The 21,663-nt window shown below is 64.6% G+C and carries 18 protein-coding genes; 8 read left to right on the top strand and 10 right to left on the bottom strand.

Annotated elements, in window-relative coordinates; all coding sequences use genetic code 11:
- Positions 1 to 30 precede the first annotated feature (30 nt).
- Positions 31 to 1,215, top strand: a complete 1,185-nt coding sequence (locus V2I30_RS07935) for a vWA domain-containing protein (RefSeq protein WP_330661576.1) — start codon at positions 31 to 33, stop codon at positions 1,213 to 1,215.
- 59 nt (positions 1,216 to 1,274) lie between these two features.
- Positions 1,275 to 1,679, top strand: a complete 405-nt coding sequence (locus V2I30_RS07940; RefSeq protein WP_330661577.1) for a hypothetical protein — start codon at positions 1,275 to 1,277, stop codon at positions 1,677 to 1,679.
- A gap of 3 nt (positions 1,680 to 1,682) precedes the next feature.
- Here the strand turns inward: V2I30_RS07940 and V2I30_RS07945 are convergent, their stop codons facing one another.
- Entirely contained in the window at positions 1,683 to 2,699 is a 1,017-nt protein-coding gene (locus tag V2I30_RS07945; RefSeq protein ID WP_330661578.1) for an aspartyl/asparaginyl beta-hydroxylase domain-containing protein, read from the bottom strand.
- Positions 2,700 to 2,703: 4 nt separating this feature from the next.
- Entirely contained in the window at positions 2,704 to 3,930 is a 1,227-nt protein-coding gene (locus tag V2I30_RS07950) for an exo-beta-N-acetylmuramidase NamZ family protein (protein ID WP_330661579.1), read from the bottom strand.
- Between the two features lie 83 nt (positions 3,931 to 4,013).
- On the opposite strand from V2I30_RS07950, the gene V2I30_RS07955 reads away from it, so the two are divergent.
- Positions 4,014 to 4,511, top strand: a complete 498-nt coding sequence (locus tag V2I30_RS07955; RefSeq protein WP_330661580.1) for a TspO/MBR family protein — start codon at positions 4,014 to 4,016, stop codon at positions 4,509 to 4,511.
- On the opposite strand, the gene V2I30_RS07960 is transcribed toward V2I30_RS07955, so the two are convergent.
- Positions 4,490 to 5,026 (bottom strand): hypothetical protein, encoded by a 537-nt coding sequence (locus V2I30_RS07960; protein WP_330661581.1) that lies wholly within the window; start codon positions 5,024 to 5,026, stop codon positions 4,490 to 4,492. The two genes, V2I30_RS07955 and V2I30_RS07960, sit on opposite strands and share 22 nt — an antisense overlap.
- A 130-nt stretch (positions 5,027 to 5,156) precedes the next feature.
- On the opposite strand from V2I30_RS07960, the gene tyrS reads away from it, so the two are divergent.
- From tyrS to cysK, 4 genes are all read left to right on the top strand, one after another.
- The gene (gene tyrS / locus V2I30_RS07965; protein ID WP_330661582.1) at positions 5,157 to 6,383 is read left to right on the top strand and encodes a tyrosine--tRNA ligase; all 1,227 of its coding nucleotides are present in this window, start codon (positions 5,157 to 5,159) and stop codon (positions 6,381 to 6,383) included.
- A gap of 142 nt (positions 6,384 to 6,525) precedes the next feature.
- Positions 6,526 to 6,864, top strand: coding sequence for a PilZ domain-containing protein (locus V2I30_RS07970; protein ID WP_330661583.1), 339 nt, complete (start codon positions 6,526 to 6,528; stop codon positions 6,862 to 6,864).
- 87 nt (positions 6,865 to 6,951) lie between these two features.
- Positions 6,952 to 8,274 carry an MFS transporter gene (locus tag V2I30_RS07975; RefSeq protein WP_442896914.1) on the top strand — a complete coding sequence of 441 codons (1,323 nt, stop codon included), beginning with the start codon at positions 6,952 to 6,954 and terminating at the stop codon, positions 8,272 to 8,274.
- The gene (gene cysK / locus V2I30_RS07980; protein WP_330661585.1) at positions 8,271 to 9,191 is read left to right on the top strand and encodes a cysteine synthase A; all 921 of its coding nucleotides are present in this window, start codon (positions 8,271 to 8,273) and stop codon (positions 9,189 to 9,191) included. The genes V2I30_RS07975 and cysK overlap by 4 nt, the downstream gene beginning before the upstream one ends.
- Positions 9,192 to 9,330: 139 nt before the next feature.
- Here the strand turns inward: cysK and V2I30_RS07985 are convergent, their stop codons facing one another.
- The 5 genes from V2I30_RS07985 to V2I30_RS08005 all read right to left on the bottom strand — a co-directional run bounded on the left by V2I30_RS07985 (position 9,331) and on the right by V2I30_RS08005 (position 15,719).
- Positions 9,331 to 11,610 carry a penicillin acylase family protein gene (locus V2I30_RS07985; protein WP_330661586.1) on the bottom strand — a complete coding sequence of 760 codons (2,280 nt, stop codon included), beginning with the start codon at positions 11,608 to 11,610 and terminating at the stop codon, positions 9,331 to 9,333.
- 160 nt (positions 11,611 to 11,770) lie between these two features.
- Entirely contained in the window at positions 11,771 to 13,576 is a 1,806-nt protein-coding gene (locus tag V2I30_RS07990; protein WP_330661587.1) for an acyl-CoA dehydrogenase C-terminal domain-containing protein, read from the bottom strand.
- Between the two features lie 55 nt (positions 13,577 to 13,631).
- Complete coding sequence (locus tag V2I30_RS07995) at positions 13,632 to 14,090, bottom strand: MerR family transcriptional regulator (RefSeq protein ID WP_330661588.1); 459 nt, start codon at positions 14,088 to 14,090, stop codon at positions 13,632 to 13,634.
- Between the two features lie 32 nt (positions 14,091 to 14,122).
- Positions 14,123 to 14,524: a phosphoribosyl-AMP cyclohydrolase gene (gene hisI, locus V2I30_RS08000; RefSeq protein WP_330661589.1), complete on the bottom strand. Its 402-nt coding sequence runs from the start codon at positions 14,522 to 14,524 to the stop codon at positions 14,123 to 14,125.
- 340 nt (positions 14,525 to 14,864) lie between these two features.
- Positions 14,865 to 15,719 (bottom strand): ComF family protein, encoded by an 855-nt coding sequence (locus V2I30_RS08005; protein ID WP_330661590.1) that lies wholly within the window; start codon positions 15,717 to 15,719, stop codon positions 14,865 to 14,867.
- Between the two features lie 59 nt (positions 15,720 to 15,778).
- Between V2I30_RS08005 and V2I30_RS08010 the strand changes: the two genes are divergently transcribed.
- Positions 15,779 to 16,543: a methyltransferase gene (locus V2I30_RS08010; RefSeq protein WP_330661591.1), complete on the top strand. Its 765-nt coding sequence runs from the start codon at positions 15,779 to 15,781 to the stop codon at positions 16,541 to 16,543.
- Here V2I30_RS08010 and ppdK read toward each other — a convergent pair.
- Positions 16,540 to 19,227, bottom strand: coding sequence for a pyruvate, phosphate dikinase (gene ppdK / locus V2I30_RS08015; protein WP_330661592.1), 2,688 nt, complete (start codon positions 19,225 to 19,227; stop codon positions 16,540 to 16,542). The two genes, V2I30_RS08010 and ppdK, sit on opposite strands and share 4 nt — an antisense overlap.
- A gap of 54 nt (positions 19,228 to 19,281) precedes the next feature.
- Positions 19,282 to 21,651 carry a glycine--tRNA ligase subunit beta gene (gene glyS / locus V2I30_RS08020; RefSeq protein ID WP_330661593.1) on the bottom strand — a complete coding sequence of 790 codons (2,370 nt, stop codon included), beginning with the start codon at positions 21,649 to 21,651 and terminating at the stop codon, positions 19,282 to 19,284.
- Positions 21,652 to 21,663 lie beyond the last annotated feature (12 nt).

The raw sequence follows: 21,663 nt of genomic DNA on the forward strand, positions 1-21,663 counted from the left end.
CGCATCGCCATCGGGTTTAGACCGCAGCCCATGTTCTTCAATTTCATGGACGAGCTGCGCGAGGCCGGGATCGGCGCGAGCTTCAAAGAACACCTGACGCTGCTCGAGGCGCTCGATCGTGACGTGATCGAGCAGACACCCGAGGCGTTCTACTATCTGAGCCGCGCGACCTTTGTGAAGGACGAAGGGATGCTCGACACGTTCGACCAGGTGTTTCAGCGGGTCTTCAAGGGGATCCTGTCCGATTACGGCCAGAACCCGGTGGACGTGCCGGAGGACTGGCTGAAAGCCGTCGCCGAGAAGTTCCTCACCGAAGAAGAAATGGCGGAGATCGAAAAGCTCGGCGACTGGGACGAGCTGATGGAGACGCTCAAGCAGCGGCTCGAGGAACAGGAAAAGCGCCACGAGGGCGGCAACAAGTGGATCGGCACGGGCGGTACCTCCCCATTCGGCAATTCGGGCTACAATCCCGAAGGCGTGCGGATCGGCGGGGAAAGCCGGCACAAGCGCGCCGTCAAGGTGTGGGAAAAGCGCGAGTTCAAGAACCTCGACAACACCAAGGAGCTCGGCACCCGCAACATCAAGATGGCGCTGCGGCGGCTTAGGCGTTTCGCGCGCGAGGGCGCAGCGGACGAGCTGGACCTGGATGCGACGATTGACGGGACGGCCAAGCAGGGCTGGCTCGACATCCATATGCGGCCCGAGCGTCACAACGCGGTCAAATTGCTGCTTTTTCTCGATGTCGGCGGATCGATGGATCCGTTCATCAAGCTGGTCGAAGAATTGTTCAGCGCGGCCACCGCCGAATTCAAGAATCTCGAATTCTTCTACTTCCACAATTGCCTCTACGAAGGCGTGTGGAAGGACAATAAGCGTCGTTGGCAGGAGCGGACGAAGACCTGGGACGTGCTGCACAAATACGGACACGATTACAAGGTCATCTTCGTCGGTGATGCCGCGATGAGCCCCTATGAAATCACTCATGCCGGCGGCAGCGTCGAACACATGAACGAGGAAGCCGGCGGCATCTGGATGAAGCGGGTGACCGACACCTACCCTGCGACCGTTTGGCTTAATCCGGTGCCTGAAAAGCAGTGGGGCTATTCGCAGTCGACCAAGATCATGAAAGAGTTGGTAAACGACCGCATGTATCCGCTGACGCTCGATGGGCTCGACGACGCGATGCGCGAGCTCTCTCGCAAGCAGGGGCACTGATCGACCTCCTCAATGCCGCTCGCTTGTGTTATGGCGCTGATAAGCCACGGAAAAACGACATGCGCATCATCCTAGCACCCGCTATTGCCTTCACGCTGATCGGAGCATCCGGTGAAGTCGCGAAAACGCCTGACCAGCAGGGAATGGCCATTGCCGCGCAGAGCGTATCGCTCGAACGCTCGAAAGCCATTGACGAATCCGTAGTCGTGCTGCCGCATGCAAGGTCTGCCGACAAAGAACTCTGCAACGACCGCATCACCCAGGCCCGCGAGGAAAATGGGCAACCACCCTTGCTCGACCGCGAACCCGCTTCGCCGGAAAGGCCCTATGCGATCTATGCGGTAGACCGCGAGCAGGACGGGTGTTCGGTCGTGGTGATGATGGGCGACCGCGAGGATATCCGACCGCTTCCGCTCCCACCGGAGAAGGGCGGCGCGCTGCTGCCTGCCGAACCGTCGAAGTAGCCGCTAATAGGCATCGACCGCGCGGAATAGCGCACGGATCTGTTCGCGCTCGTCTTCGCCGATTTCGGGTCGCCAGACGTCGAAGATCAAGACCAGGCGATCGATGGCGGCGTCGTTCCATGCCTCGTGCTCGACTGTGTCGTCGAAGATCAGGATTTTGTCCTGTTCCCACGCGCGCTGACTGGTGCCGACCCTGAGCACTCCATCGCCCGGTACGATCAGCGGCAGATGACACACATAGCGGGTGTTGATCATGCCGGTATGCGGCGGGATGCGCGCACCCGCACGTAGCAGCGAAAACATTACCGACGGCGCGCGGTTGGGAATATCGCATAGCGGCGCTTCGCTCGAGATGGTGGTCCAACTGTGTGGAGCAAGCGCGACCTTCCGCTCGTCCGGGTTCCCTTTTTCGGTTAGGTCGAGCGTGCTCCACGAGGGATCTTCGAGCATGCCGTGAACATCGCCCTGCGGACGGTCTACCGCGGCCTTCACATAGGGGCGGAAGTCCGAGGCGCCTTTAAGAAGACTCTGCGCTTCGCCGAGTATCGTCTCGGTTTCGCGCTCGATCGCCCGCGTCCACGCCATGCCGGAAACATCGGCAAATTCCACGTCCGGCAGACCCGGATAAAAGTACATGTTCGGCATTTGCGGGTAGCGAACATGAACCGGATCGCGCGGCCGCTCGCCGAACATAATCGCCAGCGATTTGGCAAAGCGCGGATGCATGTCCCCCGGCCCGATCCCTTCGGCCGCGAGACCATCGACGATCGACTGTCGGAAACGTTGCGCCAGCCATTCGCAGGCATCACGCGCCCGCAGCAATTCGTCGCGGTCGATCGCCGCGCCCTCGCCCGCGAGCCGACCGACCTGCCCGTAATAGGCATTGGCCGCGCGGTGATCGCCGGCACGCATCCGGTTGTCCGCCTTGGCCAGCATGGCGATCGCATCGCGTTTGTCGACGGTCAGCCGCCGGTCAGCTTCGGCCTCGTCGAAAGTTGGGTCTGGGTGCTCGATCGTCACGGCGTCAATAGAGCAGGTGGTGACGAACCATCTGCACCCACGCTGCCTCGTCATGCGACGCCAGCGCATCGAGATCGTCGGAAGCGGCGGCCGCGTCGTCAACCCATTCCCGCAACCCCGGGCCGCCATTGATGACGTCGATCGCCAGCCTGCCGAGCTCGTATTCGTAGGGAAAATCGCGCCATAGGTCGTAGGAGGGGTAGAGCCTGCGGATCGCCTTGAAAGCTAGCGCCTGGAGCCGCCAGGGCTTGAACCGGGCGTGATCGTAATGCGGCCCTTCCGCGTGCAACATCAAGGCGTTGCACAGCGTTCCTGCATGTTTGTGGAAGGTCGGCTCGAACCAGCATTCGCGTAAAGCCACGCCGTCGTGCCAATCGGGCGCCATGCGCTGCATCTCACCCGCGACCGCTTTGGCATCGATATCGGGTGCGCCGAATAGAACCTCGAGCGGGCGGGTCGTGCCGCGCCCTTCGGACAGGGTCGTGCCTTCGAGCATCACCGTCCCGGCATAGCAGCGCGCCATGTTGACGCTCGCCGCATTGGGAGACGGATTGATCCAGATGCGCGAGGCGGGCCAGCCATACCCGCTCGCCACCCGTCCATCGCCCGCATCGGGGTTCCAGCCTGCCATCGTCACCACGTGGTAGGCGACATCGAGATCGAAATGTTCGATGAACCAGTGGCCCATCTCACCCATGGTCAGCCCGTGACGCATTGGCATCGGCGCGGCACCGACGAAGCTCTCCTGCCCCGGTACCAGCAACGTCCCCTCGACTGGACGCCCGGCGGGATTGGGCCGGTCCAGCACCCAGACCTCCTTGCCGTATTTCGCCGCCTCTTCGAGCAAATAAAGCAGCGTCGTAACGAAAGTGTAGATGCGGCAGCCCAGGTCTTGCAGGTCGAACAGGAAGACGTCCGCGCTGGACATCATTTGCCCCGTGGGACGGCGCACTTCGCCGTAGAGCGAGAACACCGGGATGCCGTAAGCGGCGTCCATCTCGTCCGCGGTCTCGACCATGTTGTCCTGCTTGTCGCCTTTCAGGCCATGCTGCGGGCCGAAGGCGCTGGTGACGTTCACGCCGCGGGCGATCAGCGCATCGAGGCTGTGGGTCAGATCCTGCGTGACGCTCGCCGGATGGGCTACGAGCGCGACACGGCGTTCACCCAGTTCGGCGAGAAGGGTCTGGTCGGCAAGCAGCCGGTCGATGCCGAAGTCAACGCGTTCCATCATGCGGCCAAGCGAGTGGCGCAGTCAGAGAGCAAAGGCAATGCGTGTTTCGGGAACCTCGATGGAGGCGAAGCGCTCTCTCAGCCATGGAGATCGAATGGACGCCCGCGATCGTCGCCGCACTGTGGGCTATCGTGCTAGGCGGCGCTGGCGGGCTGCTTACCGAGATCGGCGATTGGTATCACCGTCTCGAGAAGCCCAGCTGGCAGCCGCCCGACTGGCTCTTCGGCCCGGCTTGGACGATCATCCTCGGTCTCTCCGCCTGGAGTTTCTACCGCGCCTGGGTCCGTGCCGAGTCGCTTGAAGGCGGGATCATCATCGGCGCGCTGTTCGCGGCCAATTTCCTACTCCACCTCGCCTGGTCGCCGCTCTTCTTCAAATTGAAGCGCCCCGATTTCGCGCTCGTCGAGAACATCTTCCTGTGGTTTTCCGTGCTTGCCCTATTCGTCGTGCTGCCGCGCTTCGATCCGCTCGGTGGGTGGCTCAACCTGCCCTATCTGCTGTGGGTCAGTTTCGCTTTCGTGCTCAACTGGAAGATCGTCCAGTTGAACGGTCCCTTCGGTCAGCGCCCCGAAGAGGCCTGATCGCGCTCGACGATCAGCTGGCGGCAGGCCTCGGAATGAAAGTCAGGTTGGCCCGGCGGGAAGGCAAGTGCCCAATATTGCAACGCGCCGCCGGCATGCTCGAGAACGGCGCTGAGCGCGACCTGCGCCGGGTCGTCCAATTCGGCGGCGATATTGGCGATCAGCTCGAGGTTTTGCGAGCCGCCTTCCGACGAGGATGCGGTGCTGATCGAGATGGCATCTACCGGCGCGTCGCGCATCCCTTCGCGGAACGCAGCGAAATCGTAGGCGGCCCAGCGCCCCGAAGGCGAGAGGTTGAACTCGCGGTAAGGCGTGTCCCCGATCGGCTGCCAGAATATCTCGAAGCACGTGGTTTTCCACAAGCCATCGGTGCGCAGCGGCGGCGCCGCCTCGGGCATGCGGATCGCGCCGACATTGCCTTCGAGCCGAAAGCGCGCTTCGCAGCCGGTCGCAGTCGCCTCGATCCGTGCGGTGATGGCCTTTATCGGTCCGAGATCGCAGCTGCGATGGAGCATGAGGGGGTGTTCGCGCGCCGGCATCGCCGCCGCTATCGCCCGACGCGCCGCCCCGTGGCAAGCCCTTCTCCGCGCCCCCTTCCCCGCGCAGGCCCTCGCTGTTAAGCGCGCCGAAAGGACGACACGCACGATGAGCTACACTTCCGATCTCCTGCGCTTGCTCGAGGAGCGCGGCCATCTTCATCAGGTCACCGATGCCGGCGCGCTCGATGCGTTGGCGGCGAAGCAGATCGTGACCGGCTATGTCGGTTTCGACCCGACCGCGCCGTCCCTGCATATCGGCAATCTCGCTTCGATCATGCTGCTGCGCCGGCTGCAGCAGGCGGGGCACCGGCCGATCGTCATCATGGGCGGCGGCACCGCCAAAGTCGGCGATCCGTCGGGTAAGGACGAGACCCGCACCATGCTGACCGAAGAGCGGCTTGCGAGCAATATCGAAGGCATCAGGGGCAGTTTCGAGCGCATGCTCGACTTCGGCGGCGGCGAGACCGGCGCGCTGCTCATCAACAATGACGATTGGCTGAGCGAGCTCAGCTATATCGAGATGCTGCGCGATGTCGGCCCGCATTTCACAATCAACCGAATGCTGACCTTCGATTCGGTGAAGCTGCGGCTCGACCGCGAACAGCCGCTGAGCTTCCTCGAATTCAACTACATGATCATGCAGGCCTACGATTTCCTCGTGCTTGCGCGCGATTACGATTGCCGGTTGCAGCTGGGCGGCAGCGATCAGTGGGGCAATATCGTCAACGGCATCGAGCTCAATCGCCGGATCGATGCCCGCGAGGTCTATGGGGTGACCGCGCCGCTCATTACCCGCGCGGACGGCGCGAAGATGGGCAAGTCGGTGGACGGTGCGGTCTGGCTTAACGAGGACGCTCTCCCCGCTTACGATTTCTGGCAATATTGGCGCAACACCGACGATCGCGACGTCGGCCGGTTCCTGCGGCTTTTCACCGACCTGCCGCTGGACGAGATCGCACGTCTGGAGGCGCTCGAAGGTGCGGAGATCAACGCGGCGAAAGTCGCGCTCGCCAATGAGGTAACGGCGATGGTGCGCGGCCACGAAGCCGCACGCAGCGCTGAGGCGACCGCGCGCGAGACCTTTGCCGGCGGGGGCGCAGGCGATGACCTGCCGAGCCTTGCGGTGGGCGAGGAAGGGCAGCGCATCGGCGCGGTGCTGACCGGACTTGGCTTCGTCGCCTCGGGTGGGGAAGCGAAGCGCAAGATCGCCGAGGGCGCGGTCAAGGTCGAGGAGCGAAGCGTGACCGATGCCGGAACGATGGTCCTGCCCGGTCCGGGCGAAACCTGGCGCGTCAGCCTTGGCAAGAAGAAGCACGGCCTCGTCACCCGCTGAGCCGTCGGAAACCGCGTCGCACGGCGGGTCTCTGCCCCTGCGTCCCACGCATTTTACCAAATATCAGCCTTTGCGCCCCTATTGCGGCTATTCCCCAAGCGCCGCGATATTCACGGTGCCGCTGTACAGGAGGGTGGGAGCCGTGGTTGCAGGTGCAAATCTGAGCGTGACCGACATGCGCCGGGCTGCGCGCCACCCGGTCGACTTTCCGACGATCGTCGAGCATTTCTCCGCCGGCGATCTCAATCTGCATATCTGCAACATCTCCGCCCACGGCTTCATGGTCGACAATGCCGATAACCTCAACCGGGGCGACCGGGTCATCATCCGCCTGCCGGTGGTCGGCCGGATCGAGGCCTATGTGATCTGGACCCGCGACGAGCGCGCGGGCTTTCAGTTTGAGCGCATCATCCGGCTCGACGATTTCGTCGAGATCATCGACACGTTGCAACCCAATCCGCGGCTGCGCCGCGGCCGCTGAGCCGCCCACCCGGCATATCGCCGGGCAGGTTTACGACGGCGGCACGGCACAAAACATTTTGTCTGAGCCGCCGGCCCTGCCAATGGCTTGCAGGTGACCGACGCCGCGCCCAGCCCCCGCCCCCACCCGTTCCGCATCCGCAATTTCCGCTGCTACTGGATCAGCCGGCTGGCGATGACGCTGGCGCAATATGCGATGCTGCTCATCATCGGGTGGCAGACCTACAATATCGCGCGCGACGGCGGGATGAGCATCGCCGAGGCTTCGGGACAGCTCGCGCTGATCGGGCTGTTGCAGTTCCTGCCGCTCTTCCTGTTGACGCCCTTTTCGGGGCTTGCGGCAGACCGATTCGATCGCCGGGCTTTGGGGCAGTTGACAGTGGTGTTGCAACTCGCCTGCGCGGCGGTGCTCGGCTGGGCGACCTATAGCGGCGCGATCGGGCTTGCAGTACTTTATGGCGTTGCCATCGTGCTGGGTATCGCGCGCGGCTTTGCCGGGCCGGCGCTTTCCGCCCTGGCGCCCAATCTCGTGCCCAAACCGGTCCTGCCGACGGCCATAGCGCTGTCCTCGATCTCGTGGCAGGTCGGCATGATCGGTGGACCGGCGCTGGGCGGCTATCTCTACGCGCTCGAACCCCATCTGCCCTATGCGGTCGCCTGCGCGCTGTTCTTTGTCTCGATCGTCGCCCTCACCCTGATCGGCCGCGTGCCGCAACCGCCCAGGCGCAGGGATCAGCGCCCGATCGGCGCCATCGTCGACGGCATGCGCTACGTGGTGAACAACAAGATGGTGCTGGGCGCGATCACGCTCGACCTTTTCGCGGTGTTCCTCGCCGGTGCCACCGCGCTCTTTCCCGTCTATGCGCGCGACATTTTGCAGGTGGGTGAGACGGGTTTGAGCCAGCTCGCCATGGCCCCCGCCATCGGCGCGGCGATCACCGCGGCATGGTTCTCCTTTCGCCCGATCGCCACCAATGTCGGACCCAAGATGCTGGGCGCGGTGGCGATTTTCGGGCTGGCCACAATCGTCTTCGGCCTGTCGCACTCGATGCCGCTCAGCCTTACCATGCTGTTCATCGTGGGCGCGGCGGACATGTTCAGCGTCTATATCCGCCAGTCGCTCATCCAGCTGCACACCCCGGACGACAAGCGCGGGCGGGTATCCTCGGTATCGCTCCTGACGATCAGCGCCTCGAACGAAGGCGGCGACTTTTTCTCCGGAACGCTCGCCTATCTCATCGGCCCCGTGGCCGCAGTTGTTGCCGGCGGCGTGGGCGCGGTCGTCACCGTGGCGGCGTGGAGCCGGGTATTCCCCGTATTGCGGACGACGAAGACCTTCGATCCGCCCGCAGATTTGCTAGAAGACCCCGAAAGAACGAGCGACAAACACCCGCAAGGAGGCCTGACATGAAAGCGAAGAACATTCTCGAGACGATCGGCAACACCCCCCATATCCGCCTGTCGCGGCTATTTCCCAATCACGAAGTCTGGCTGAAATCCGAACGCGCCAATCCGGGCGGGTCGATCAAGGACCGGATCGCGCTCGCGATGGTCGAAGATGCGGAGGCGAAGGGGTTGTTGAAAGAGGGCGGCACCATCGTCGAGCCGACCAGCGGCAATACCGGCATCGGCCTCGCCATGGTCGCGGCAGTCAAGGGTTACAAACTCGTCCTCGTCATGCCCGAATCGATGTCCATCGAGCGCCGCCGCCTAATGCTGGCCTATGGCGCGAGCTTCGATCTGACGGCCAAGGAAAAAGGCATGAAGGGCGCGATCGAACGCGCCGGCGAGATCGTCGCTGAAACCGACGGGGCGTGGATGCCGAGCCAGTTCGAGAACGACGCCAACCCACAAGTGCATGCGCGCACCACCGCAAAGGAGATCCTCGACGATTTCCGCGATGCGCCGATCGACGTGATGATCACCGGCGTGGGCACCGGCGGCCACCTGACGGGCTGCGCCGAAGAGCTCAAGAAGGTCTGGCCCGACTTCAAGGCGTATGCCGTCGAACCCGAAGCCTCCCCCGTTATCAGTGGCGGCGAGGCCGGCCCCCACCCCATCCAGGGCATCGGCGCGGGCTTCATCCCCGACAACCTCCACACAGATTCGATCGACGGCGCGGTCAAGGTCGAGGCCGAGGCCGCCAAGGACATGGCCCGCCGGGCCGCGCGCGAGGAAGGCATGCTGATCGGCATATCGAGCGGCGCCACGCTGGCGGCGATCGCGAAAAAGCTGCCGGAGCTCGATACCGGAGCGCGGGTGATGGGCTTCAATTACGACACCGGCGAGCGGTATCTAAGCGTGCCGGATTTCCTGCCGGAGCGGTGAGGAAACCAGTGTCATTCCCGCGAACGCGGGAACCCAGCTAGAACTCCTTGTCATTCCCCCGCACGCGGGAACCCAGGCTGGCCGGCGGTGCTTATGGCCCCTGGGTCCCCGCTTTCGCGGGGATGACAGCAAAGGCTCCTTACTCGCTTATAGTCAGCGTCTCGCCGATCCTGCCCGCCTCGATCTCCGGATCGCTGAAGGGCAGGCGGACCCATTCCTTATCGGAGTAGAGCAGCGTCTGGTCGGCGTAGAAGGGCGAGTTCGGATCGGTCGATTGCGAATAGGAGAGGACCGCATCGGCCACCGGGCCGTCCTCGTCGAAGCCGACGATCTGGACGTAGCTCGAACCGTGAACCGGGGTTAGCCCGCCTTCGATCTCACGGCTGCGCTGCATGTTGAGGATGCCGAGCTGGTGCGGGCCGCCATGGACCGCGATCCGGTCCCCATCGCTCAGCCGCACCTGAACCTCGCCCCAGGGCGCGTCCACCGCGATGCCGCGCGCTTCGATCTCTTCCGCCGCCTCGGCCAGCGCCGCCATCAGCGCCGCGCCCGCTTCGCCTTCGACTTGCAGGCCCGCCGGCGTGGCGACGGGGTTTTCGGGATCGAACGGCATCTGCCAAAGATCGCTGCGCCCGCGCACCTTGTCCCAGAAGGCAAGGAACAGATAGGCGCCCCGGCTCGCATTATCGTAGCGGCGATCCCATCCGCGTAGCACCGCGCACGGTTCCGCTGCCGAGTTGCTCGTCGCACACGGCCCGGCGAGCAGCGCGTCCAGCGCCATCTCCGCCGCCTGCGCCTTGTTGCCGAAGACCAGCGCCTGCGCCCGCTCATGGTTCACCGGTCCGGCCGACAGCATCGCTTCGGTCTCGGTGAAATTGGAGCGAGTGCGCAGCGAGAGCTCGGTCTTCCAGGCGCCGAGGATGGGTGAGAGCTGCACATAGGGTTCGCCCGCATGGCTGAGCCAATAGCTGTCGTTCGAATTGGTGACGTAGTCGCGGCGGGTGCGCGAGGCCTGCTCGGACGCGGGCAGGAGCCCCGCATGATCGGCGGCGGTCGGCTGCGCCTTCCAATTGCACTGCGAGCGCGTGCCGTCGAGCAGGGTCACCATATTCGCGACTAGGCCCGAGATCGGCGTTGCGCAGGCGCTTGCAAACTCGGCGCTGACATTGGGGATGGTGGTAATGTCGGCGTGGAGCGCATTCCCGTCGCGGTCCGCGGCGATCGTGTTGACCCAGGGTATGCCCAGCGTCTCGCTGACCGCCGCCTCGATCTCGGCGACATTGCGCGCGCGCCCGATGCCCAGCCAGGCATCCATCGCGCGGATATTGCCGAGATTGGCATCGTTGATCGCAAAGGCCATCGCCCCGGTCCACTGGATGCCCGTTCCCGGTACGGTGACGATCGGTCCGAACTCGCTCGAATAGAGCACCCGTTCGATCGCGCCCTCACCGTCGGGCATTGGCACGGTGACGATGGTCTCGGTCATTTCGACGGGCTCGCCGTCGAGCATGTAGCTGGTCGGGTCGCCGGGCACGAGCTGGAGGGCGTGGAGCGTGAAATGCCGCGCCGCGGTGACGGTGTGGGTCCAGGCGACGTCCTTGTTGAAGCCGAGGGTCGGGATCGGCGTGCCAGCTATGCCGACGCCCATCACGTCGTAGCCGTCGGGGCCGCGCACATGCATCTGCCAGAACCGCGCCGGCCCTTCCCAAGGGAAATGCGGATTGCCGATGACGAGCCCGCGTCCATTATTCGTGGCATCGCCGCCGAAGGCCCAGCCATTGCTGCCAAGCCGCGGACCGTCGGGCGAGAGCGCGTCCGGAAGTTCGCCTTCATCGCTGCGCGCAGACGCGGTTCCCGGAGGCGCGGCGGCAACGATTCCCTCGGCGAGCGCGAGCGAACTTGCGAGCAGCATGGTGCGCTCGTTCAGACGCAGCATGTCGTCTGTCGTGATTGGACGCACCCATTCCGCCTCGTCGCAGGCGGCGGGCAGTTGCCCGCGCGGATGATCGAACAGGTAGCGGTTATAGCCCGCGACGAACCCTTCGATCAGCGCGGCGGTCTCGGCGCTCTGACCTTCGGCGTCCGCGCGCAGGCGCTCGATATCGAGGAGGCCGAGATGGAACACGTCGGAAGTCAGATTGTCGGTCGCCGAAGTCCCGATCAGCGCGCGGCCTTCGGGCCCGAAATGGAAGGAGCGCTCGCCCTTCACGCTTACAAATTCCTCGGCCAGCATGCAGAAATTGTCCTGCGCATAGGCGTAGGCGACACCGTAGCCCACGCCCTGCCACGTCTCGGCCTCTATATGGGCGATATTGTGCGTCGTGCGCGTGATCTTCGCCTCGAAAGGCGTCTGTGCGGTAGCGACCCCGCCGAAAACGAGCGCCGCGCCGACGAAGGGCGCCAAACCGAATATGCGCAAAGACTTTCTCCCCATCCCCATCTGTCGGCGGAGACTAGAAAGCGCAGCCGATAAGCACAAGCGCCGCCTGCCGTTTGTGACGGATGGGCAGGCGGCCGGGGATTGAAAAAGGCCCGGTCCCCCCGGACCGAGCCTTTCTCGTGACGAACTGGATGTGTCGTTATGCGGCGGTCGCGAAAGCCTCTTCGGGCAGCGCCATCATGTTTTCGCTGCCTGCTTCGAGTTTGCGCCGCAGAGCTCCTGCATCGGGCAGGAAGCGTTCGGCGTAGTAATTGGCAGACGTCAGCTTCGCTTCGTAGAAAGCCTTATCGTCCGTCCCGGCTTTGAGCGCAGCGTCGGCGACCTTGGCCATCTTCAGCCAGAAGAAACCGAGCGTCACAATGCCCATGATGTGCATGTAGTGGTGCGCACCCGCGCCCAGATGGTTGGGGTTGGCCATCGCGTTCTGCATGAACCACATGGTCGCCGCCTTCTGCTCGCCCAGTGCCTTCTCGAGGCGTTCCGCGATCGGCGCGAGCGCTTCGTTGCCCTTTGCTTCGGCGATTTCGTCGTCGAGCATCTTGAAGAAGGCCTGGATCGCGCGGCCACCCTTGCTCGCGAGTTTGCGCCCGCACAGGTCCATCGCCTGCACACCGTTGGTGCCCTCGTAGATCATGGCGATGCGGCTATCGCGGACGAACTGCTCCATGCCCCATTCGCGCACATAGCCGTGCCCGCCATAAACCTGCTGCATGTTGTTCGCGATGTCGTAGCCCTTATCGGTGCCGTAGCCCTTGATGACTGGGGTCATCAGCCCGATGAGATCGTCGGCCAGCTGGCGCTCTTCCTCGGTCTGGGCCTTGTGCGTGAGGTCGACCTGAAGCGCGCCCCACAGGCACAGCGCGCGCATGCCTTCGTTGAAGACCTTTGCGTCCATCAGCATGCGGCGAACGTCCGGGTGGACGAAGATCGGATCGGCCTTCGCGTCGGGATCGGCCGGGCCGGTCAGAGCGCGGCCCTGACGGCGATCGAGCGCGTAGGTGACGGCGTTCTGATAGCTGACTTCGGCCTGCGCGAGGCCCTGAATACCGACGCCCAGTCGCGCGGCGTTCATCATGATGAACATCGCGGCGAGACCCTTGTTCTCCTCACCCACCATATAACCGGTGGCCTCGTCGTAGTTGAGCACACAGGTGGCGTTGGCGTGGATACCCATCTTCTTCTCGATCGACCCGCAGGTGACGCCATTGCGCTCACCCGGCTCGCCGTTTTCGTCGAGAATGTACTTGGGAACGATGAAAAGCGAGATGCCCTTGGAGCTGTCCGGTGCGCCCGGCGTCTTCGCGAGGACGAGGTGGATGATGTTGCTGGTGAGGTCGTGCTCCCCGGCGGAGATGAAGATCTTGGTGCCGGTGATCTTGTAGCTGCCGTCGCCCTGCGGCTCGGCCTTGGTACGGATCATGCCCAGGTCCGTGCCGCAATGCGGCTCGGTCAGGTTCATGGTGCCCGACCATTCGCCCGAGATCATCTTGGGAAGGTAGGTTTCCTTCTGCTCCTGCGATCCCGCAGCCTCGATCGCTGCCGACGCGCCGTTGGTGAGGCCGGGATACATGCCGAATGCCTGGTTCGCCGTCGCGGTGTATTCCTCGACCACGAAGCCCAGCACGTGTGGGAGGCCCTGCCCGCCGAACTCTTCCGGCTTAGCAAGCGTGCCCCAACCGCCTTCGACATAGGCGTCATAGGCCTCCTTGAAGCCCTTGGGCGTCGTCACGCTGCCATCATCGTGGCGCGTGCAGCCTTCCTCGTCGCCGCTCTGGTTGATCGGCGCGAGCACTTCTGCGGCGAATTTGCCGGCTTCGTTGACGATCGTATCGACCATATCGGGCGTCGCGTTCTCGAAGCCCGGCAGATTGCCGTAGCTCGCCAGGTCGAGCATCTCATTGACGACGAAGCGCGTGTCGCGGGTGGGGGCGTTGTAGGTCGGCATCGGGGATCCCTTCGAAGCGATTATAGTTGAAACTGAGCGATGGTGTGGCTCGGCGTCAACCGAGATCGAGCTGTTCGATCTCGTCGACGAAGCCGGTCAATTCCTTGATCGAGCTGTCGATATCGGCCCGCTGCGCCTTCAGCTTTGCGATATGCGCGCGGCATTTCTCGATAGTGACACGGCGCTGTTCGACCCGGCCGTCGTCGAGATCGTAAAGGTCGATCATCTCGCGAATTTCAGTAAGGCTGAAGCCGACATTCTTCGCCCGCATGATCCATGCGAGACGCGCGCGGTCCCGCTTGGAATAGACGCGGGTGAGGCCGACGCGGGCCGGACTGATCAGGCCCTCATCTTCGTAAAAGCGCAGCGCACGGGCGGTGCAGCCGAATTCGCTGGTGAGGTCGGAGATCGAGAATTGTTCACGCGCCAGCTTGTCAGGGCGATCGAGATGGGCGCCGTTGCGGCGGCCCTTTTCCTGCGGAACGTCGGACGAGCGATCGGGTGCGGTAGCCATGACCCGATTTCTAGCTTACCTTTACGTGAGCGTCAAGTATTGACCTTTACGAGAGCATGCGCGTCGGGGGCATCGGGATCGAGGCGGCGGTAAAAGCAGGAGCGTCGCCCCGTGTGGCAGGTCGGGCCGGCAGGACGCGCGCGGATGACCAGCGCGTCCTGATCACAATCGACGAGGATGTCCTCGACTTCGAGCACGTTTCCCGATGTTTCGCCCTTCTGCCAAAGACGCCCGCGCGAACGCGACCAGAAATGCACCCGCCCGCTCTCGCGCGTACGTGCGAGCGCCTCCGCATTCATGAAAGCAACCACCAGCACATCACCCGAAGTCGCGTCGACCACTACGGCGCTCAGCAGACCGTGCGCGTCGAACTTCGGCAGGAAGGCGGCGCCCTCCTCACGCTCGACAGTAGTGAGACTTGCAGGCTCGGTCACGATAACACTCCATCTGTTGCAAGCCGCGCAATTCACAGCGGCCAGCGGTTCGCCCCATGCGGCGGATTGTTGCAGGATAACAACAGAACCACACCAAAATCGACCGCCAAACACGAATCATCTTCCGGTTCGGGAACCATAATGGAAGAAGACGCTCACAGGGTGCGAGAGCGCTCTTCCACCGGACACCGGCGCTACGAACGCCAGGTTCAGGGGGTGTCGATCACCGGCGACAGCGGGGTGTTGCCGAAGGTCGATTGAACGAATGAGGGATAAGGTCCTGATGGCGAAATTAGGGGGTCGCCATCTGAGCTCTTTTGAGCGGATCTGAACCATTTCGTCACGCGGCGCCCGGGGTCTTTACGGCCCCGGGCGTTTCGTTTTTCGGGCCGCGCTCGAAAGCACCGCCCGGACTCATCGCGCCTTCGTCACTCGAATCGCTCAATACGCGCGCGAAACAGGCGATGCGAACGCTAGCGGCGCTCGCATCCAGCAGGGCATCGACGCAGGCATCGCTGGTCGCACCGCTGGTCAGCACGTCATCCACCAGTATGACCTCGCGCCCCGCGATGATCGAACGAGCGCTGTCGCGCGCCGAAATCGCGCCGTTCAGCGCCCGGCGTCGCTCGCCCTTGCCCAATCCGCCAAGGCTCGGCGTGCGCCGCCGTCGGATCAGCCCATTGACCAGCAGATGGCCCTTACCCAGCTTTTCGAGTTCGCATGCGAGCAGCGCCGCCTGGTTGAAACCGCGATGCCAGATGCGCCAGCGATGCAGCGGAACGGGGATCAGCAGAGCCTGCCGCTCTCCCGCGCCCTCCCGTGTATCGAGCCGCGCCGCAATCAGCCGCGCGAGCAGCGGCGCGAGCGCGAGCTTGCGTCCATGCTTGAAATTGAGGATCAGGCGGCGCGAGGCATCATTGTATCGGGTGGCGGCGATAATGCCGGAATGGCGGGGCGGCGCATCGCGGCAGGGCCAGCATTCGAGCGGCCCGTTGCTGCCATCCGTCATCGGACGCTGACACGCGTTGCAAGCCGGCTCGCCCGGAACATCGAGCTCGCTCCAGCAGTCGAGGCACAATCCACCCTGCGCCGCGGTCGCCGTGCCGCAGAGCGGACAACGCGGCGGATAGACGAGGTCCACTACCGGGCGCAGCCCATCCCTTACATGCGTACCGATCTGAGCGCCCCAGTCCATTCGCAGCAGGCTGTCGCACGCCTTGCCATGTGCAGGCAAGCGCGGCAGGGACCTGGGCCGTGGCGTTCTCCTCCCCTCCCCCCGCACGGGTTCCGCAGATCTTCGCCCGGTCGTCGGCAAAGGCGAAGTGGGCGCGGGCGCGCGATCGCCTTTCGCAGCAGGGCAGCGCGGCCTATCTGCACGAAGCATTGGCCGAGGAAGTGGGCGAGCGGCTCGCGTTCATGCGCTTCGACCCTGCCCGCGCACTGATCGTCGGCGATGCGACGGGGCAGCTGGCGGCGCGGATGCCCGAAGCCGATCTGCTGACGACGCGTCTGGGGGAGTTCGACGAGGAAGCGCCGTGGTCTGCCGAGCCGGTCGATCTGGCGGTGCACCTCATGGGGCTCGGCGTGGTGAACGATCTGCCCGGCGCCCTGATCCATGCGCGCCATGCTCTTCGCGGTGGCGGACTGTTCGTCTCCGCCTTTCCCGGCGCCGGCTCGTGCCCTGCCCTGCGCGCCATCGCGCTTGCCGGCGATGGCGACAGGCCCGCGCCGCGCATGCATCCGCTGGTTGACAATCGCGCCGCCACCGGGCTGCTGCAACGCGCTGGTTTCGCGCGCCAGGTTGTCGACACCTTCGCGATCCGGGTGCGGTTTTCCTCGCTCGGCTCGCTCGTCTCCGACCTGCGCGATGTGGGCCTGACGCGCTCGCTCGCCACCTCTGCGCCGCCGCTCGACCGCGCCTGGCTCGCCCGCGCCGAGGCGGCGTTCGACGAGCTGCGCGGCGAGGACGGCAAGGTCACCGAGACTTTCGAGATCCTTGTGTTGACCGGCTGGCGCTAGCCCTCGCGCGCCTTCAACGCCGCCTGAGCCGCCGCGAGCCTTGCGATCGGCACACGGTAGGGCGAGGCGCTGACGTAATCGAGGCCGACACTTTCGCAGAAAGCGATGCTCGCCGGGTCGCCGCCATGCTCGCCGCAAATGCCGAGCTTGATGTCGGGCCGCACCCGCCGCCCGTTCTCCGCCGCCATCTCGACCAACTGCCCGACCCCATCGATATCGAGGCTGACGAAGGGATCGCGCGCGAAGATACCCTTCTCCACGTAGGGGCCGAGGAAGCGGCCCGCATCGTCGCGGCTGACACCCAGGGTCGTCTGCGTAAGATCGTTGGTGCCGAAGCTGAAGAAGGCGCCTTCTTCCGCAATCTCCCCGGCCATCAACGCAGCGCGCGGCAGTTCGATCATCGTGCCGACAAGGTAGTCTAGCCTGATGCCCTTCTCCTCGAACACTTGATCCGCGATCCGATCGACCAATGCGCGTAACAACTCGAGCTCGCGCCTGGTCGCAACCAGCGGGATCATGATCTCGGGCAGCGGCGCTTCGCCCGACGAGGCCTTCACATTGCAGGCCGCTTCGAAGATCGCGCGCGCCTGCATCTCGTAGATTTCGGGGAAAGTGATCCCCAGACGGCACCCGCGATGGCCGAGCATCGGGTTGAACTCATGCAATTCGCCCGCTCGCCGTTTTAGGTGATCGACGCCCAGCCCCGTCGCATCGGCGAGCTCCTCGAATTCGCTCGCCTGGGTCGGCAGGAACTCGTGCAGCGGCGGATCGAGCAGGCGGATCGTGCAGGGCAGCCCTGCCATCGTCTCGAAGATCGCGGCGAAGTCGGCGCGCTGTTCGGGCAGCAGCTGATCGAGCGCGCCGCGCCTCCCGGCCTCGTCCTCGGCAAGGATCATCTGCCGCACCGCCCGGATCCGCGAGGCGTCGAAGAACATGTGCTCTGTCCGGCACAGCCCGATCCCTTCCGCGCCGAAGGAGCGCGCCATGCGGCAATCCTCGGGCGTCTCGGCATTGGTGCGCACCCTCATGCGGCGAAGCGCGTCCGCCCATTCCATCAGCACGCCGAAATCGCCTTCGAGCTCCGGGTCGACGGTGGGGACGATGCCGAGCATGACCTCGCCCGTTCCGCCGTCCAGCGTCACCTCGTCGCCTTCCTTCATCTCGCGTGAGCCGATGCGGAGGGTGCGCTCGGTGCGGTCGATCGAGATGCCGTTCGCTCCCGATACACAGGGGCGTCCCATCCCGCGCGCGACCACCGCCGCGTGGCTCGTCATTCCGCCGCGCGCGGTCAGTATCCCTTGCGCGGCATGCATGCCGTGGATGTCCTCGGGGCTGGTCTCTACCCGCACCAGGATCACCTTGTCGCCGCGGTTCGCCCATTGCTCGGCGGTGTCGGCATCGAGCACGATCTTGCCCGCCGCCGCCCCGGGCGATGCCGGCAGGCCTTTGGTCAGCACGTTGCGCTCCGCCTCCGGGTCGAGCGTCGGGTGGAGCAGCTGATCGAGCGCCATCGGGTCGATGCGCGCGACCGCCTCCTCGCGCGTGATCAGCCCCTCGCCCTCCATGTCCACCGCCATCTTGAGCGCGGCCTTCGCGGTGCGCTTGCCGGTGCGGGTCTGGAGCATCCAGAGCTTTCCGCGCTCGACGGTGAACTCGATGTCCTGCATGTCCTTGTAGTGGCCTTCGAGCAGGTCGAAGACGCGCGCCAGCTCCCCGTAAGCGTCGGGCAGCGCCTCTTCCATCGAGAGCGGCTTGGCCCCGGCTTCCTCGCGAGCGACCTTCGTGAGGTATTGCGGCGTGCGGATCCCCGCGACCACGTCCTCGCCCTGCGCGTTGATCAGGTACTCGCCATAGTAGCGCCGCGTGCCAGTCGAAGGGTCGCGGGTGAAGGCGACGCCGGTGGCGCTGGTATCGCCCATATTGCCGAACACCATCGCCTGCACGTTGACCGCGGTGCCCATGTCGTGCGGGATGTCGTTCAACCGCCGGTAGATCTTGGCGCGTTCGGTGTCCCAGCTGTCGAACACCGCGCCGATCGCGCCCCAGAGCTGCTCGTGCGGGTCCTGCGGGAACGGCTCGCCCAGTTCGCTAGCCACGATGCTCTTGTATTCGTCCACCAACGTGCGCCATTCCTCGGCGCTGAGCTCGGTGTCGGCGTAGTAGCCGTTGTCTTCCTTCACGATCTCGAGCGCTTCCTCGAACAGCCCGTGATTGACGCCGAGCACCACGTCGCCATACATCTGGATGAACCGTCGATAGCTGTCCCAGGCGAAGCGCTCGTCTGTGCTTGTCGCGGCCAACCCTTCAACCGTCTCGTCGTTGAGGCCGAGGTTCAGCACCGTGTCCATCATGCCCGGCATCGAGATCGCCGCGCCCGATCGCACCGAGACAAGCAGCGGCCCCGGCCCGTCGGGCGATGCATCACCGAAGCGCTTGCCGGTCGCGCGCTCGATGTGAGCGACCGCATCGGCGACCGCGCTGCGCAGACCGTCGGAGAAGCCCTTCTCGCCCGCGAGGTAGGTGAGGCACTCCTCGGTCGTGATCGTGAAGCCCGGCGGGACCGGCAGCCCAATGCTCGCCATCTCGGCAAGGTTCGCGCCCTTCCCGCCCGTGATCGTCTTGTCGCCCTGGCGGGGGTCGTCATGGGGCGCATCGCCGCCGAAGGTGTAGACGGTCTTGGTCATGCTTGAAGTCCTACAGGATGGAACACATGGAACACGGTCCTAGCGGTGAAAACCTCACCCCTCGATCCGGCTGAAATCGGCGACGCGGTGAACGGCATCGCGAAAGCGTGCAAGGAGTGCGAGACGGCGGCTGCGTTTGTCGGGATTGTCGTCATTCACCGTCACCTCGTCGAAAAAGGCATCGATCGGAAGCCGGAGCGAAGCGAGCGCGGCCATGGCGGCCTCGAAGTCTTCCGTCTCAATGGCCCGCGCCGCCTGCGGCTGCGCCTCGGCCAGCGCGTCGATCAGCGCCTTTTCGGCCGGTTCGGGCGAGTAGGAAAGGTCTGTGCCGGACGGGTTCTGCGCAGCGCGGATTGCAGCATCGAATTCAGGCTGGCCTACGAGGGCCAGCGGATCTTCCTCGCCGGTGTGCTCAATCTCCGCGTCCCCGCGCAGGCGGGGACCCAGTTGGTCGGCTTCGGCCTGGCCGCTCTGGGCCCCCGCCTGCGCGGGGGCGCGCTCATAGCCCTCTTTCTTCAGAATATTCGCCGCGCGCTTGTAGCCTGCGAGCAGGTTTTCGCCATCCTCGGTCTCGACGAAGGATTGCAGCGCATGGACGCGAGCGAGCAGGCGGACGAGATCGTCCTCTCCGCCAAGCGCAAACACCGCGTCGATAAGGTCGTGACGGACGCCCGCCTCGCGCTGCTGGACTTTGAGGCGGTCGGCGAAGAAATCGAGGAGTCCAATTCCCTCAACCGTTCGTGCTGAGCTTGTCGAATCACCGTCTTTTTCTTCGCGAGCAGCGCCGGAAGTGAAGGACGGCCCTTCGGCAAGCTCAGGGCGAACGGCAGAAAGATTAAGGCGAAGCTTGTTGGCGTCGATCAGCTGGATCACTCCAATCGCCGCACGCCGCAAAGCGAACGGATCCTTCGACCCCGTTGGCTTTTCATCGATCGCAAAGAACGACACCAGCGTATCCAGCTTATCTGCCAGCGATACCGCCACCGTCACCGGCTCAGTGGGCACTTCATCGCCCTGCCCAACCGGCTTGTAGTGATCGCAGATCGCGTCGGAGACCTCGATCGGCAGGCCTTCCTTTTCGGCGTAATAGCCGCCCATTAGGCCCTGCAATTCGGGGAATTCGCCGACCATCTCGCTGACAAGATCCGCCTTGGCGAGCCGCGCGGCCTGTTCGGCAAGGTTGGCCAATTCCTCACGTGTGAGTCCCAGCGCAGGCTGGGACCTCCCGCTGTCTGGCGCTTCGTCGGACGAGGTCCCAGCCTGCGCTGGGACTCGCTTTGCCGTCACAATCCCTTCCTCCACCAGCCACCGCGCGAGCTTCGCCACGCGGTCGACCTTGTCGGCGACCGTGCCCAGCTTCTCATGGAAGGTGATCCGCTCCAGCCCCTTAACGTGTTCTTCAAGCGGAGTCTTCTGATCGAGCTCCCAGAAGAAGCGCGCATCCGCCAACCTTGCGGCTAGGACCTTGCGATTGCCGTCGACCACCACCGCCGGATCGACCGCCTCGATATTCGAGGTGCAGATGAAGGCGTTGGCGAGGCGGTTTTGGCCGTCATTCGCGGCTTCCTCGCATACGAAATATTTCTGGTTCACCCGCGCGGTGAGCTGGATGACTTCGGGCGGCACGTCGAGAAAATCCTCGTCGAAGTGCCCGAGCAGCGGCACGGGCCATTCGGTGAGGCCGGCATTCTCGATCACCAGCCCCTCATCCTCGACCAGAACGAGCCCGGCCCCCTGCGCGGCTGTGCGCGCGCTTTCGCGGATTCCGTCCTCGCGCTCGGCATGATCGACGATGACGTGGGCCTCGCGCAATTGCGCGGCGTAGCTGTCGGCATCGGTGACGGCGATGCTGCCTTTGTGGTGGAAGCGGTGACCCATCGTCTCGCGGCCGCTGGCGAGGCCCTCGGTCACGATAGGGACGACTTCGCCATCGAGCAGCGCGACGATGCCGGAGAGCGGGCGCACCCAGCGCGTGCTCTCGCTGCTGATCGAGGCCTCGCCCCAGCGCATCGATTTGGGCCAGGAGAAGTCGCGGATGATCGCCGGGATCGCGGCGGCGAGGAGGTCGCTGACGGACTGCCCCGGCTTCTCAATCACCGCAAAATAGGTTGCACGGCCTTTGACCTCGCGCTCTTCGAGTTGGTCGGTCGTGATGGCGTTCTTGCGGCAGAAGCCCTCGATTGCCTTGTCCGGCGCGCCGACCGGCGGCCCCTTGGCCTCCTCGCGCACCGCTTCGGTCTCAAGCGGAAGGCCGCGCGCAATCAGCGCAAGACGGCGCGGGGTGGACCAGATGGTGAGGTCGCCGACCGCAACGCCTGCCACTTCCATCTCACGGCGGAAAAGCTTTTCGAGTTCCTTGCGCGCGCCGGCCTGCATGCGCGCAGGGATTTCTTCGGAGCGGAGTTCGAGGAGGAAGTCAGCCATTCCAAACTCCGC

This window comes from Erythrobacter sp. (assembly GCF_036351135.1).
Classification (GTDB): Bacteria; Pseudomonadota; Alphaproteobacteria; order Sphingomonadales; family Sphingomonadaceae; genus Erythrobacter.

What these genes read in the sequence shown, in the direction of transcription:
- V2I30_RS07935 (WP_330661576.1), top strand. Translation starts at nt 31, where the DNA reads ATGTTCTTCAATTTCATGGACGAGCTGCGCGAGGCCGGGATCGGCGCG.
- V2I30_RS07940 (WP_330661577.1), top strand. Translation starts at nt 1,275, where the DNA reads ATGCGCATCATCCTAGCACCCGCTATTGCCTTCACGCTGATCGGAGCA.
- V2I30_RS07950 (WP_330661579.1), bottom strand. Translation starts at nt 3,930, where the DNA reads ATGATGGAACGCGTTGACTTCGGCATCGACCGGCTGCTTGCCGACCAG.
- V2I30_RS07955 (WP_330661580.1), top strand. Translation starts at nt 4,014, where the DNA reads ATGGAGATCGAATGGACGCCCGCGATCGTCGCCGCACTGTGGGCTATC.
- V2I30_RS07960 (WP_330661581.1), bottom strand. Translation starts at nt 5,026, where the DNA reads ATGCTCCATCGCAGCTGCGATCTCGGACCGATAAAGGCCATCACCGCA.
- tyrS (WP_330661582.1), top strand. Translation starts at nt 5,157, where the DNA reads ATGAGCTACACTTCCGATCTCCTGCGCTTGCTCGAGGAGCGCGGCCAT.
- cysK (WP_330661585.1), top strand. Translation starts at nt 8,271, where the DNA reads ATGAAAGCGAAGAACATTCTCGAGACGATCGGCAACACCCCCCATATC.
- V2I30_RS07990 (WP_330661587.1), bottom strand. Translation starts at nt 13,576, where the DNA reads ATGCCGACCTACAACGCCCCCACCCGCGACACGCGCTTCGTCGTCAAT.
- V2I30_RS07995 (WP_330661588.1), bottom strand. Translation starts at nt 14,090, where the DNA reads ATGGCTACCGCACCCGATCGCTCGTCCGACGTTCCGCAGGAAAAGGGC.
- V2I30_RS08005 (WP_330661590.1), bottom strand. Translation starts at nt 15,719, where the DNA reads ATGGACTGGGGCGCTCAGATCGGTACGCATGTAAGGGATGGGCTGCGC.
- ppdK (WP_330661592.1), bottom strand. Translation starts at nt 19,227, where the DNA reads ATGACCAAGACCGTCTACACCTTCGGCGGCGATGCGCCCCATGACGAC.
- glyS (WP_330661593.1), bottom strand. Translation starts at nt 21,651, where the DNA reads ATGGCTGACTTCCTCCTCGAACTCCGCTCCGAAGAAATCCCTGCGCGC.